This window comes from Mycobacterium sp. DL592 (assembly GCF_011694515.1).
GTDB lineage: Bacteria > Actinomycetota > Actinomycetes > Mycobacteriales > Mycobacteriaceae > Mycobacterium.
The window spans coordinates 2,914,102-2,927,735 of the sequence record NZ_CP050192.1; the positions used below are offsets into that span (position 1 = coordinate 2,914,102).

At 67.8% G+C, this 13,634-nt stretch carries 8 protein-coding genes and 2 pseudogenes; 6 read left to right on the top strand and 4 right to left on the bottom strand.

Annotated features, from left to right (window positions below; genetic code table 11):
* The first annotated feature begins 105 nt into the window (after positions 1-105).
* Positions 106-4,260 carry a SpoIIE family protein phosphatase gene (locus HBE64_RS14040; protein WP_243841321.1) on the top strand — a complete coding sequence of 1,385 codons (4,155 nt, stop codon included), beginning with the start codon at positions 106-108 and terminating at the stop codon, positions 4,258-4,260.
* The gene (locus HBE64_RS14045) at positions 4,257-4,568 is read left to right on the top strand and encodes an STAS domain-containing protein (protein ID WP_167103117.1); all 312 of its coding nucleotides are present in this window, start codon (positions 4,257-4,259) and stop codon (positions 4,566-4,568) included. The genes HBE64_RS14040 and HBE64_RS14045 overlap by 4 nt, the downstream gene beginning before the upstream one ends.
* A 7-nt stretch (positions 4,569-4,575) precedes the next feature.
* Here HBE64_RS14045 and zapE read toward each other — a convergent pair whose 3' ends face one another.
* Positions 4,576-5,667, bottom strand: coding sequence for a cell division protein ZapE (gene zapE, locus HBE64_RS14050; RefSeq protein ID WP_167103120.1), 1,092 nt, complete (start codon positions 5,665-5,667; stop codon positions 4,576-4,578).
* Between zapE and HBE64_RS14055 the strand changes: the two genes are divergently transcribed.
* From HBE64_RS14055 to msrB, 4 genes are read left to right on the top strand one after another with little or no spacing between them, the layout of a single operon-like run.
* Positions 5,666-6,448, top strand: coding sequence for a pyrimidine reductase family protein (locus HBE64_RS14055; RefSeq protein ID WP_167103123.1), 783 nt, complete (start codon positions 5,666-5,668; stop codon positions 6,446-6,448). The two genes, zapE and HBE64_RS14055, sit on opposite strands and share 2 nt — an antisense overlap.
* 37 nt (positions 6,449-6,485) lie before the next feature.
* Entirely contained in the window at positions 6,486-8,054 is a 1,569-nt protein-coding gene (locus tag HBE64_RS14060; RefSeq protein WP_167103126.1) for an alpha/beta fold hydrolase, read from the top strand.
* A gap of 20 nt (positions 8,055-8,074) precedes the next feature.
* Positions 8,075-9,370 carry an arabinofuranan 3-O-arabinosyltransferase gene (aftC, locus tag HBE64_RS14065; protein ID WP_167103130.1) on the top strand — a complete coding sequence of 432 codons (1,296 nt, stop codon included), beginning with the start codon at positions 8,075-8,077 and terminating at the stop codon, positions 9,368-9,370.
* A gap of 18 nt (positions 9,371-9,388) precedes the next feature.
* A complete protein-coding gene (gene msrB / locus HBE64_RS14070; RefSeq protein WP_167109187.1) occupies positions 9,389-9,799 on the top strand; it encodes a peptide-methionine (R)-S-oxide reductase MsrB in 411 nt (136 codons plus the stop codon).
* Here msrB and HBE64_RS24740 read toward each other — a convergent pair.
* The 3 genes and pseudogenes from HBE64_RS24740 to HBE64_RS14090 all read right to left on the bottom strand — a co-directional run bounded on the left by HBE64_RS24740 (position 9,759) and on the right by HBE64_RS14090 (position 13,584).
* Positions 9,759-10,616 (bottom strand): annotated as a pseudogene (locus tag HBE64_RS24740) (EAL domain-containing protein). The gene msrB and the pseudogene HBE64_RS24740 sit on opposite strands and share 41 nt — an antisense overlap.
* A 106-nt stretch (positions 10,617-10,722) precedes the next feature.
* Positions 10,723-11,058 (bottom strand): annotated as a pseudogene (locus HBE64_RS25005) (diguanylate cyclase domain-containing protein); the annotation flags it as partial.
* A 219-nt stretch (positions 11,059-11,277) separates the two neighbouring features.
* On the bottom strand, positions 11,278-13,584 hold the full coding sequence (locus HBE64_RS14090; RefSeq protein WP_243841323.1) for a bifunctional diguanylate cyclase/phosphodiesterase: 2,307 nt from the start codon (positions 13,582-13,584) through the stop codon (positions 11,278-11,280).
* Positions 13,585-13,634: the final 50 nt, after the last annotated feature.

A 13,634-nucleotide genomic window follows, 5' to 3' on the forward strand; every position in this document is an offset into this window, starting at 1 on the left:
CAGATGTGAGCCCGGCGCCACGTAAGGTTGGTCACAGGGCCGCTCCGCGCAAGTCCGAGGGCGCTGGCGCCAGGACACCGGCAAGGGCATGGCGAAAGGACGCTCGTGGGAGACTCCGTATTCGGTGCCGACCCGGACGTGGGCGGCCATCTGGCCGCGGTGGACTGGTCGAGCACACCGTTGGGGCCTCCTGGCGACTGGCCGCAGAGTCTGCGAACCGCGGTGAGCATCCTGCTGTCCTCACGGTTTCCGATGTGGATGGCATGGGGACCCGAGCTGACGTTTTTTTGCAACTCCGCCTACCGTCGCGACACCCTCGGCCGGAAATACCCGTGGGCACTGGGCCGGCCCGCCCGCGAGGTCTGGGCCGAGATCTGGGACGACATCGGCCCCAGGATCGACCGCGTCCTGGCCACCGCCGAGGCGACCTGGGACGAAGGTCTGCTGCTCTTTCTGGAACGCTCCGGCTACCCCGAGGAGACCTACCACACCTTCTCCTACAGCCCCTTGCGCGACGACCGCGCACAAGTCGTCGGAATGCTCTGCGTGGTCAGCGAAGACACCGACCGGGTGATCGGCGAACGGCGGATGGCGACGCTGCGAGACCTGGGCTCCGATCCGTCGGTGGTGCGCACCGAAGAGGAGATGCTGTCCTTCGCCGCCCGTCAACTCGCCCGCAACCCACGGGATCTGCCCTTCACCCTGACCTACCTGTTCGACGACGACGGCAGCGCGCGGCTGGCCGGGCTGAGCCAGATCGCCGCCGGACACCCGGCCGCACCGCCCTGGCTGGCGGCGGCAGGACCCTCGGTGTGGCCACTGGACGCCCCGGCCCGCGGCGAGTCGGTGCTCGTCGGGCTCACCGATGCGCCGTTCGTCGATCTGCCACTCGGCGAGTGGAACGCTGCACCGCAGGGTGCGCTGGTCACACCCCTGCCGGTCCAGGGCGGCGCGCCGTGCGGGTTCCTGGTGGCCGGGCTGAACCGCTACCGCCCACTCGACGACGAGTACCGCGGGTTCATCAACCTGGTCGCCGGTCATATCGCGACGGGGATCAGCAGCGCCCGCAGCTACCGCGCCCAGCAGCGCCGCGCCGAGGAACTCGCCGAACTCGACTGCGCCAAGACGGCGTTCTTCTCCAACATCAGCCACGAGTTCCGCACCCCGATCACCCTCATCCTGGGGCCCGTCGCCGAACTGCGTGCCCGCACCTCCGGTATCGACGCGCACGCCCGTGCGGAACTCGACGTCGTCCACCGCAACGGATTGCGACTGGCCAAGCTGGTCAACACGCTGCTGGACTTCTCCCGCATCGAGGCCGGCCGCGTGCAGGCCCGCTACGAGCCGGTCGACCTGGCCGAGGTCACCGCGGAACTGGCCAGCGTTTTCCGCTCGGCGATCGAGCGGGCCGGACTGCAGCTGGTCGTGGACTGCGCCCCGCTGGACGAACCCATCTATCTGGACCGCGACATGTGGGAGAAGGTGGTCCTCAACCTGCTGTCCAACGCATTGAAGTTCACCTTCGACGGCTCGATCACGGTGCGGGTCTGGACTGAGGAATCCGACGCGGTGGTCAGCGTGGCCGACACCGGCATCGGCGTGGCCGCCGAGGAAATGCCCAGGCTGTTCGAACGCTTCCACCGCATCGAGACCGCGCGGGCCCGGTCGACCGAAGGCAGCGGAATCGGCCTGGCCCTGGTCCGGGAACTCGTCGGACTGCACGGCGGCACCATCGCCGCCGACAGCGCGCCCGGAGCGGGAACGACATTCACCATCCGGCTGCCACACGGCGCCGCCCACCTGCCTGCAGATACCGTGGCCCCCGCCGGATCGGGCTGGACGCCCTCCGGTGTCGCCGAACCGTATCTGCAGGAGGCGCTGCGCTGGCTGCCCGCCGAAGGCCGGACCACCGCCGATGCCACCGACAGCCAGCTGGCCGCCCTGACAAATCCGTCCGGACTGGCCGGGCCACCGGCCCGGGTGCTGGTCGCCGACGACAACTCCGACATGCGCGAGTACCTGGTCCGGCTACTGCGCAACGCCGGCTACGAGGTCGACGCGGTCAACGACGGCCGCGAAGCACTCGACCGGATCCGGACGGAGCTGCCTGACCTCGTCGTCAGCGATGTGATGATGCCCAGACTCGACGGGTTGTCACTGGTGAGCGCATTGCGCTCGGAACCACGCACCGTGGCAGTACCAGTGCTGCTGCTCTCGGCGCGCGCCGGTCAGGAAGCCTCCATCGAGGGACTCCAAGCCGGCGCCGACGACTACCTGGTCAAGCCGTTCGCGGCGGCCGAACTACTCGCGCGAGTGCGTGCCAACATCGAACTCGCACGGATGCGTAGCCACCACAGCCGGTGGCGAAGCGCGTTGGTGGACTCACTTCAAGAGGCGTTCTTCGTCATGGACGAACGTGGCGCGGTCATCGAGATCAACGCCGCCTTCACCGACATCCTCGGCTACGGCCCCGAGGGTCTGCCCTACCCGCCGACGCACCCGTGGTGGCCGGACGCCGGCACCGAGCGCGAAGCCAACCGGGAGATCGTGCACGCATTCGCAGGGATGCCCGACGACCCCGACGGCACCTACACTGTGCCGGTCACCCACCGTGACGGGCACCGGCTCTGGATCACCGCCAACATCGCCCACGCCGAGGACCCCGACACCGGCCGCAGCGTCATGGTCGGAACGTTCCGCGATGTCACCGCCGAGCACTACGCCGTGCAACGCCAGACCGCACTGTCGGCACTCAATCAGCAACTGGCACAAGCTGATACGGTCGAGGATGCGCTGCGGGACGCGCTGTATCAGATGTGTACCCAATGGTCGGCGCAGCGGGTGCTCGCCGCAGTCTTCCCCACCCCGGGCAGCACCCCCACCGCGCTGCCGCACACCCCGGAGCTGACCTGCACACCCCGCGACGTGAAGTGGTCCGAGATTGCCGAGCCCGCCCGCGCCCGCATCAGGGCCCTGGCGGGCAGCGGGGACCTGCTCACCGCCGATACGACAACCGCCGGTTCGGTGGGGATCGCCCTGCAACACCCGCAGGGCATCCTCGTCGTGTGGATCGACCTGCCCGAGCAGCGGCCGTTCACCGCCGAGGACCAAACCCTGCTCAGCGTGCTCGCCGGCCGGCTCGGACAGGGTTTACAACGCGTTCACCAGGTCGACCAGCAACGCGAAACCGCTCTGGCACTTCAACATTCGATTCTCGGCCCGGCCCGGCTGCCCGCAGGCTTCGCCGTCCGCTACCAGCCGGCGTCACACCCTCTGCAGGTCGGCGGCGACTGGTATGACGTCGTCGACCTGGAGGACGGGCGCATCGCCCTGGTGGTGGGCGACTGCGTCGGCCATGACCTGACCGCCGCCACTGTGATGGGCCAGTTGCGCAGCGCCTGCCGGGCCCTGCTGCTCGAACAGGCGAGCCCCGCAGCGACGTTGGCAGGACTAGACCGCTTCGCGGCTCGGCTGCCCGGCGCACAGTGCACCACCGCCTTCTGCGCCGTCCTCGACCCCGAGACCGGGGAGCTGATCTACTCCAGCGCAGGGCATCCGCCACCGATCATGGTCGACATCGACGGCAACACCACTCTTCTCGAGGGTGGGCACTCGATATCGCTGGGCATCAAGCCGCAAACGAACCGCCCGCAGGCGCAGGTGACGGTGCCGGCCCAGGCCACGCTGCTGCTCTACACCGACGGCCTGGTCGAACGGCGGCGACGCTCCCTCGATGACGGAATCACCAGGGCTGCAGAAGTCATCCGCGACGACAGCGCACTGGACCTCGGCTCGCTCGCCGACCAGGTGATGTCGCAACTGGCACCACCGGGCGGCTACCAGGACGACGTCGCCCTACTGCTCTACCGCCATCCCGCACCGCTGCAGGTGACGATCCCCGCCGACGCGGTCCATCTAGCCCCCGCCCGCGCGGCACTACGCGACTGGCTGTCCGCGGCAGGCATCGATCACGATCAGGCCCAGGACGTCCTCGTCGCCGCCGGAGAAGCCGTCACGAACGCGATCGAGCACGGCTACCGGCACACCGACGGCGGCACCATCACCCTGGTCGCGACCTCGGAGGTGGATGAGTTGCGCCTGACCATCACCGACAGCGGATCGTGGAAGCCGAAACAGACCGTGGCCAACTCGCATCGCGGCCGGGGCATCCAGATCATGCGCGCATTGATGGAGGACGTGGATATCCTTCCCGACAGCACGGGCACCACAGTCCGCCTGTCGACGAGGATCCGTCGATGAGCACGCCGCTGACCGTTCACACCGAGCGCGGTGCCGACGATCAGGTCGTCGTACGCGCGGCCGGCGAGATCGACGCCAGCAACGTCGCCTCCTTCGCCGAGGCCCTCCAGGCCGGATTCGCCGAAGCTGTCGACACGCTCACCCTCGACCTGAGCGCAGTGCACTATCTGGACAGCGCGGCGATCAATGTGCTTGTCCCCCACGCCGAATCACTCAGCATCGTCGCCAATCCGCTGCTGACCAGGGTGCTGCAGATCAGCGGCCTGGACAAGCTGACCACCGTGCGGCCGGCGCCGCCGGCCGACTGATTCGGCGTCAGAGGCCGCCGGGGCGGCTGAGCGCCAGCAGCCGCGAGGTGGCCCGCAGGTACTTCTTTCGGTATCCCCCGGCGAGCATCTCCTCGGAGAACAGCGTGTCAAGCTTGGCGCCGGAGGCCACCACCGGAATCCCGGCGTCGTAGAGCCGGTCGGTGAGCGCGACCAGCCGCAGCGCGACGTTCTGATCGTCCAGCGGGTGCACGCCGGTGACGAAAACCGCTGACACACCTTCGATCAGGGTGAGGTAGCGCGACGGATGCATGGTCGCCAGGTGCGCGCACAGCGAGTCGAAGTCGTCGAGGGTGGCACCCGCGGTGGCCGCCGCCCCGGCGGTCACCTCCTCGTCGGAGAGCGGCTCGGGCGCCGGTGGCAGCCCCCGGTGCCGGTAATCCGGACCCTCTATGCGTACCGTGGTGAAAATGCTTGCCAGCGTGTTGATTTCACGCAGGAAGTCCTGGGCGGCGAATCTGCCTTCGCCGAGTTGCTCGGGAAGCGTGTTGGAGGTGGCTGCGATCGACACGCCCCGCTCGACGAGCTGGGACAGCATCCGCGAGATCAGCGTGGTGTTACCGGGATCGTCGAGCTCGAACTCGTCGATGCAGACCACCACATAGTCGGCGAGCAGGTCGATGCATTCGACGAACCCGAACACCCCGGCCAGCTGGGTCAGCTCACCGAACGTCGCGAACGCCTTGGGATGCTCGGCGGAGTCCGGCAGCGTGCGGTAGGCCGACGCCAGCAGGTGGGTCTTGCCCACCCCGAACCCGCCATCGAGGTAGATCCCCACACCGGGCATCACCTCGCGCCGGCCGAAGAGCTTCTTGCGCCCGGCGCGGCGCCGCAGCGCCTCCTCGCAGAAAGCCCGGCACGCGTCGACGGCGGCGGCCTGGCTGGGTTCGGCCGGATCGGGCCGATAGCTGTCGAAGGTGACATCGGCGAAGGTCGGCGGCGGCACCAGCTGGGCGATGAGCCGCTCCGGTGACACCGTGGGATGCCGATCGGCCAGATGGTCAAGCCCCGGTACCGAATTGGCTTCGGCTGGGCGGCGGTCCATGGACGAACTGTATCGACGTGTTGCAATCGTTTGCATGGGAAGCCCACGCCACGACGAGTCGGATGGGACCTACTTCACACTGCTCGGCCCGGACGGCCCGGTGGATGACGACGGGCTCTACTCGCTCTACGCCTACCCCGACGGTGTCGCGCACTGGGTCCGCGGCAACGCGATCATCAGCCTCGACGGCGGCGCCACCACCGACGGAACCTCCGGCGGTCTCGGCGCGGCAGGCGACCGGCGCCTGTTCAACGTGCTGCGCGAGCTTGCCGATGTGATCGTCGTCGGCGCCGGAACCGCCCGCACCGAGAACTACTCCGGCGCGCAGATGACCGTCGCTCAGCGGCGCAACCGCCAGCACCGCGGCCAGGGTGAGATACCGCCGATCGCGCTGGTGACCCGCTCGGGGCGCCTGGACCACGACCTCGCGGTGCTGACCCGCACCGAGGTGCCCCCGCTCGTCCTGACCTGTGCAGACGCCGCCGAGCAGGCCCGTTCCCTGCTGGGCTCGAGCGCCGAGGTGCTCAGTTGCTCCGCCGACGACCCCGCCGAGGTGGACCTGGCCGCGGCCGTGGCTGCGCTGGCCGACCGCGGCCTGAGCAGGATTCTGTGCGAAGGCGGCCCCAGCCTGATGGGGACCTTCCTGGCGGCGGGGCTACTCGACGAAATGTGCCTGACCACCGCGCCGGTATTGGTCGGCGGCGACGGGCCACGCATCACCGCGGGGTCGGCACAGGTGTTGGCCAGGATGGAGCGGCGGCACCTGATGTCCGACGCCGGCGGCTACCTCTACGGCCGCTACACGCGCGTGAGCTGACACGGCTATCGCCGAGCCTGTCGCTACTGTGGTGGGCATGCGTGATCGCCGGGTGCTCGCCGCGGTCGGCGTCGGAACTGCCGCGCTGACTGCTTTGCTGACCGGGTGTGCCCCGTGGCTGGCCGCCAACCCGCAGTTCGCGAGCGACTCGGCGCACAACCCCGCCGGCGCGCCCACCAGCGCCAAACCCGCCGGCGGGCCACCTGATATCGCCGCCCCCAAGAACGACCTGGCGTGGAAGGACTGCACGTCGAAGGTGTTCGGCGATGCCGGCACACCCGCCGCACCCGGCGTGATCCTGGAATGCGCGAACTACGACGCCGACCTCGACCCGATCGCCGGCGCCAACGGCAAGATCACCATCGGCGTGGTGCGCGCCCGCTCGGTGCAGACCCCGCCGGACGCCGGACCGCTGGTGTTCACCACCGGAACCGACATGCCCTCGTCGCTGCAACTGCCGGTGTGGCTGACCCGGTCCGGAACCGACGTCCTCAAGACCCATCCGGTCGTGTCGGTGGACCGCCGCGGCATCGGCATGTCCAGCCCGGTTGACTGCCGCGACGCGTTCGACCGGCAGGAGATGCGCGACCAGGCACAGTTCGAATCCGGTGACGACCCGGTGGCCAACCTCGGCGCCATCACCATGACCGCAACCACCGGCTGCACAGACACGATCGCCCCCGGCGACTCCGCCTACGACAACGCCCGCGCCGCGGAGGATCTCGAACGGCTACGCAGCACCTGGGACGTCCCCTCGCTGGCCCTGATCGGGGTGGGTAACGGCGCCCAGATCGCGCTGGCCTACGCCGGCTCACATCCGGACAAGGTGGCCCGGCTGGTGCTCGACTCACCGATCCCGGCCGGCATCAGCGCCGAAGCCGAAGCCGAAGACCAGGTGAAGAGCCAGCAGGGTGCCCTCGACGCCTTCGCCGCCCAGTGCGTGGCGGTCAACTGCGCGCTGGGTCCCGACCCGAAGGGCGCCGTCGACTCGCTGCTGTCGGCCGCGCGGGCCGGCAAAGGACCCGGCGGGGTGTCGGTGGCGGTGCTCGCCAACGCGATCGTCACCGCACTGGGCTACCCCAGCGGCGATCGCATCGGCAGCACAGTCAGCCTGGCCAATGTGCTCGCCGCCGCCCGCAACGGTGACACCAACCCGCTGAACAGCCTGATCAACCAGGCCGAGGCGACCCGCGACAGCGACGGCCAATTCATCAACTCCTGCAGCGACGCGCTCAACCGGCCGACCCCAGACCGGGTGCGTGAACTCGTCGTCGCCTGGGGCAAGCTCTACCCCCAGTTCGGGACCGTCGGCGCGCTCGACCTGGTCAAGTGCCTGAACTGGCCCAGCGGCGCCGCACCCAAGGATCCGAAGAACCTCAAGGTCAACGTGCTGCTAATGGGCGTGCAGAACGATCCGATCGCCGGCGGCCAAGGGGTGCCCGCCTCGGCGGCCACCATCATTAACGCCGGCGCCGCCAGCAAGCGGGTGATGTGGCAGGGCATCGGCCACGGCGCCAGCATCTACTCGGACTGCGCGCTGCCGCCGATGATCAGCTACCTCAGTACCGGCAACCTGCCACCGACCGACACCTACTGCCCCGCCTGATCGGTGCGGGCAGAAGTCCGGTGTACGGTGCGGACGTGGCGGTAGCTGATTCTGTGCGTTCTCAACTGCGCAACGCTTTTGCTCCTCGCTCCGGGCCGGCCAGTACGGCCTCGGTGCTGCGGTCGGCTCTGTGGCCCATCGCGATCATGTCGATCATCCATCGCAGCTACGTGCTGTCGTCCAACGGCTACATCACCGATGACTTCGGGCCTGTGTACCGCGCGGTGTCGAACTTCCGGCGAGGCCTGGAGATCTACAACGAGCATTTCGACCACGTCGACCCGCACTACCTGTACCCGCCGGGCGGCACGCTGCTGATGGCCCCGTTCGGCTACATGCCGGTGTTCGCCTCGCACAACTGGTTCGTGTTCTTCAACACCGTGGCGATGATCATCGCGGCCTGCCTGCTGGTACGGCTGTTCAACTTCTCGCTGACCTCGGTGGCGCTACCCGCGCTGCTGCTGGCCATGTTCTGCACGGAGTCGGTGACCAACACGCTGGTGTTCACCAACATCAACGGCTGCATCCTGCTGGCCGAAGTGTTGTTCTTCCGCTGGCTGCTCGACGGCAAGGTCAGCCATCAGTGGCTGGCGGGTGTGGCGATCGGGCTGTCGCTGGTGGTCAAGCCGCTACTCGGCGTGCTGCTCCTGCTGCCGCTGCTCAACCGGCAGTGGCGGGTGTTGGTGGCCGCCTTCGTCGTCCCGCTGGTGTTCAACGTCGCGGCCTGGCCTTTGGTGGCCGACCCGATGAACTTCGTGCGGCGCACCCTGCCCTACATCTTCTCCACGCGGGACTACTTCAACTCCTCGGTGCTGGGCAACGGTGTCTACTACGGCCTGCCGACGTGGCTGATCCTCGCCCTGCGGCTGCTGTTCCTGGCGCTGGCGGCGGCCAGCCTGTGGCTGCTCTACCGCTACTATCACCGGCGCGACCCGCTGTTCTGGATGCTGACGTCCTCGGGTGTGCTGCTGATCGCGTCGTGGCTGGTGCTGTCGCTGGCCCAGGGCTACTACTCGATGATGCTCTTCCCGTTCCTGATGACGGTGGTGCTACCCAACTCCGTGCTGCGCAACTGGCCGGCCTGGCTGGCCACCTACGGGTTCTTGACGATGGACCGCTGGCTGATGTGGCGCTGGCCGACGACGGGCCGGTTCCTGGAGTACATGAAGATCACCTACGGCTGGTCACTGATGCTGATCGTGGTGTTCTGCGTGCTGTACTTCCGGTACTCCGACGCCAAGGCCGAGGGCCGGCTCGACGACGGAATCGACCCGCGCTGGCTGCGACCGGAGACCGCACCCGCGCCAGCGCGGTAACGTGAACTGATGAGTTCGATTCCCGCCCCGAAGCTGGAACTGACCGACGACGAGTGGCGCAAGCGGCTCAACCCGTCGGAGTACCACGTGCTGCGCCAGGCCGGCACCGAGCGTCCGTTCACCGGCGAATACACCGACACCAAGACCGAAGGCATCTACCAATGCCGGGCCTGTGGTGCCGAATTGTTCCGCAGCACCGAGAAATTCGAGTCGCACTGCGGATGGCCGTCGTTCTTCGACCCGTCGCACTCCGACGCGGTGATCCTGCGCCCGGACGACACCCTGGGCATGCACCGGGTGGAGGTGTTGTGCGCGAACTGCCACAGCCACCTCGGCCATGTGTTCAGTGGCGAGGGCTATCCGACCCCGACCGATCAGCGCTACTGCATCAACTCGATCTCGTTGAAGCTGGTGCCCACGGAGGGCTAGCGAACATCGCGAGCAGAACGTCACGCTCCACCGGCTTGCTGAAGTAATAGCCCTGACCCACATCGAAGGCCAACTCGCGCAGCCGGGACAACGTGCGGAAGTCTTCGATGCCCTCGGCGACCGTACTCAGGCCCAGCTCGTGTGCCAAGTCGATGACAGCGCGAACCACGGCGGCCGCGCGCGGATTGGACAGAATCGGCACCACAAATCGGCGATCCAGCTTCACGTGATCGAGAGGTAGGTCGCGCAGCTACGACAGCGCCGAGTAGCCGGTGCCGAAGTCGTCGATCGCAATGCGAATACCATTGCGCCGCAACTCATTCAATACCCCACGCGTGCTGTCGATATTGTCCAGGAACATGTCCTCGGTGATCTCGACGGTCAGCGCGGCAGGATCGAGCCCACGGCAGGCCAAGGCGTCGGTGATCTTGGTCGTGATGCCGAGGTTGGCCAGCGACGGAGCGAACAGATTGACCGCCACCGGCACGCCATAGGACGCGGTATGCCACACCAGCGCGTCGTCGGGGGCGCGGTTGATCACCTGGCCGGTCACCGTCACCATCAGACCGTGCCGCCGAACCAAGGGTAGGAACTCGTCGGGTCCCAGCATCCCGCGCGACGGGTGCGGCCAGCGGATCAATGCCTCCACCCTGACGATCTCCAGTGAGCGCAAGTCCAGTTTCGGCTGGTGGTGCAGGGTGGGCTGATTGCGATCGATGGCCTGCCGAAGCTCCCCGAGCAGACGGACGGCCGAAGTCTGCCCGCCACCGGCCGGCGGCGGCTTCTGGACATCGCCCACGACGAACTCCGCCACCATCTCGGGGGCGAACGCGGTGGACGCCGGGGACCCTCGACGTCGTGGCCGCCGCCCGTGCGATGTCGGACCGTTGCAACAACTCGGCGGCGGTGATGTCACCGTCGTCGGGATCTGCTATGGCCAGTCCCATGCTGGCCCGGATGATCAGCTCCTGGCCGTCGATGGGGAACGGCCGGTCCAGGGCCTCGGCCACCTGCTGGTCGACCACCTGCAAGTGGTCGTCCCTTCCCTCGATGAGTACTGCGAATTCGTCACCGCAAACCCGCGCCACCGTATAGCCGGAGTGGACAGCAGCCAGGATCCGTTCGCCAACAAGCACGAGCAATTTGTCGCCAATGTGATAGCCGAAGGTTTCGTTCACCATGTTGAAGTCGTCGATGTTGAAGCTGATCACCGCGACTGCGCCCCCGTCGCGGTTTCGCACCTGCATCGCATGACTCACCCGGTCGTGGAAGACCGCTCGGTTGGCCAACCCGGTCAGGTGGTCACGGAGGGCTTGGTTGGTGACGGCCGAGAACAGCCTGGCGTTCTCGCCGACAACGATGAGCTGCCGAGCCAGGAAGGCGACAATCAACAGCGCACCGGCGACTGCGGCCGGGCTCGACAGGTCGTTGTTGTGCGCGAACTGCCACAGCCGACCCGACCGATCAGCGCGACTGGATCAACTCGATCTCGTCGACGCTGGTTCCTGACGCCCGAGCATCTCGACCAACTGCTCTGAGGTCACCGGCGGGCTGAAGAAAAAGCCCTGCCCGATATCGCATCCGAAGTCGCGCAGATGGTCCGCGGTCGCCGCGTCCTCGATACCTTCCCCGACCGTGGTCAGGCCGAGCACGTGGGCAAGGTCGATCGCCGCACGCACCACCGCAGCCCCGCGCGGGTCGGTCAGGATCGGCGCGACGAAATGCCGGTCGAGTTTGACCTCGTCGATCGGCAGGTCGCGCAGATAGGACAGCGCCGAGTAGCCGGTGCCGAAGTCGTCGATGGCAATGCGAATACCGGTGCGCCGCAACTCATTCAATACCACTCGCGTGCGGTCGATGTTGTCCAGGAACATGTCCTCGGTGATCTCGACGGTCAGCGCGGCAGGATCGAGCCCGCGACAGGCCAGGGCGTCGGTGATCTTGGTCGTGATGCCCAGGTTGGCCAGCGACGGGGCGAACAGGTTGACCGCCACCGGCACGTCGTAGGACGCGGTATGCCACACCAGCGCGTCGTCGAGCGCACAGTTGAGCACCCGCTCGGTCACGGCCGCCATCAGGCCGTGCCTGCGGACCAGCGGCAGGAACTCCTCCGGGGTGAGGACCTCGCCGTCAGGCCGAGGCCAGCGCAGCAGCGCCTCCACCCCGACAATCCGGCTGGTTCGCAGGTCCAGCTTCGGCTGGTAGACCAGGATCAGTTCGGAGTCGGCGATGGCCTGGCGCAGATCACCGAGCAATTGAATCGCCGCCAGCCCACCGCTGCTGGCCGAGGAAGGCGCCCCGCCGAGAACATCGAGTTCGCCCCCGCTGACCACGTGCATCTCCGGGTGGTAGGTCTCCACGCCGCGCGTCCTGGCCCGCTTGGCGCAGTACATCGCCGTGTCGGCACGGCGGAGCAGTTCGTCGGCCGACAGTCCTGGCTCGTCGGGTTCGGCGATCGCCAGCCCGACGCTGGGGCGCATCAACAGTTCGTGACCGTCGATGACGAACGGTCGCTCGAACGACTCCACCACCCGGTGGGCGATGAAGTGGGCGGCGTCGGTGCTGCCCTCGACCACGACCGAGAACTCGTCGCCACCGAGCCGGGCCACCGTGTCGCCGGCGCGCACCGAATTCAGCATCCGGGTAGCCACTCCCGTCAGCAACTTGTCGCCCACCGGATGGCCGAGGCTGTCGTTGACGAGCTTGAAGTCGTTGAGGTCCACCGCGACGACGCCGACCGCGATGCCGTCGCGTTCGCGCAACGCCATGGCGTGGTCGAGCCGCTCGTTGAACAGCGCCCGGTTGGCCAGGCCGGTGAGCGGATCACGCAGCGCCTGCTGTGCTACGGCGGCGACCAGCCGCCGATTCTCGCTGACCGCCAGGAACTGCCGGACCAGAACGGCGATCACCAATAGCCCCGCCACGATCTCGACCGGTTGCGATTTGAGCAGCGGTACCGGTTGCGCGGCGGCGATGATCGCGGCCAACAACAGCGGGGCGAATGGCAGCCAAATCGACGCCCAGCCGGGCAGTTCCGGCGAGTCGGAGGTGTCATTGGTGGTCTGGCGACTCGCCGCGGCGGCGACAGCGATGATCAGCAGGCCCGCCACCCAGCCGATGTCGATCACGTTGCCGCTGACGTACTGGCTCTTCGCCGAAAGGTAAGTGAACATGCTGTCCGACAACGCAATACAGGCCAGGCCAACGGTCAGCAGGGTGAGCGTGAGGCGGTGATCGACTCCCGAGCGCACCAACACCACCGCCGCCAGTGTCAGCACGACGACATCGGAGAGCGGGTAGGCCAGCGAAACCGCGAACGCGAGCGGATCGGTCCCCCCGGCAGAGTAGAGCGGGCCGAGGATCGTCACCCAGCTGACCAGAAACAGCGACCCGGCCACGATCAGGCCGTCGAAGAACACCCTGCCCCGGAACGGTCCTGCCTGGTCGCTGGGGAACAGCAGCAAAGCCACGCATGCCCCGACCGGGAACATCAGGTATGCGGCGTCGGCCACCGACGGGTACGGCACCTGGTCGAGGACGAGCTCGTAGTACGTCCAGATCGCCTCGCCGATCCCCCACGCCACCAAAGCCACCGTCATCGCTATCCAGGCCAGTCGCAGCCGACCGCTCGCCGACCGCGCGGCGATCGCCGAGAACACAGCCGCAGGCACCGTCAGGACGAGCAGCACGAGGTCGTCGATGGCCGACAGCGCCGATCCCTGGGACACACCGCTGACGATCCAGGCGACGAATCCGACGAAGATCGCACCGGCAACGGCAGCCACGTGCGCAGCCTTGGGCACTCCACCGCCCCCTCCCCTGGGCCGCCGCCGAT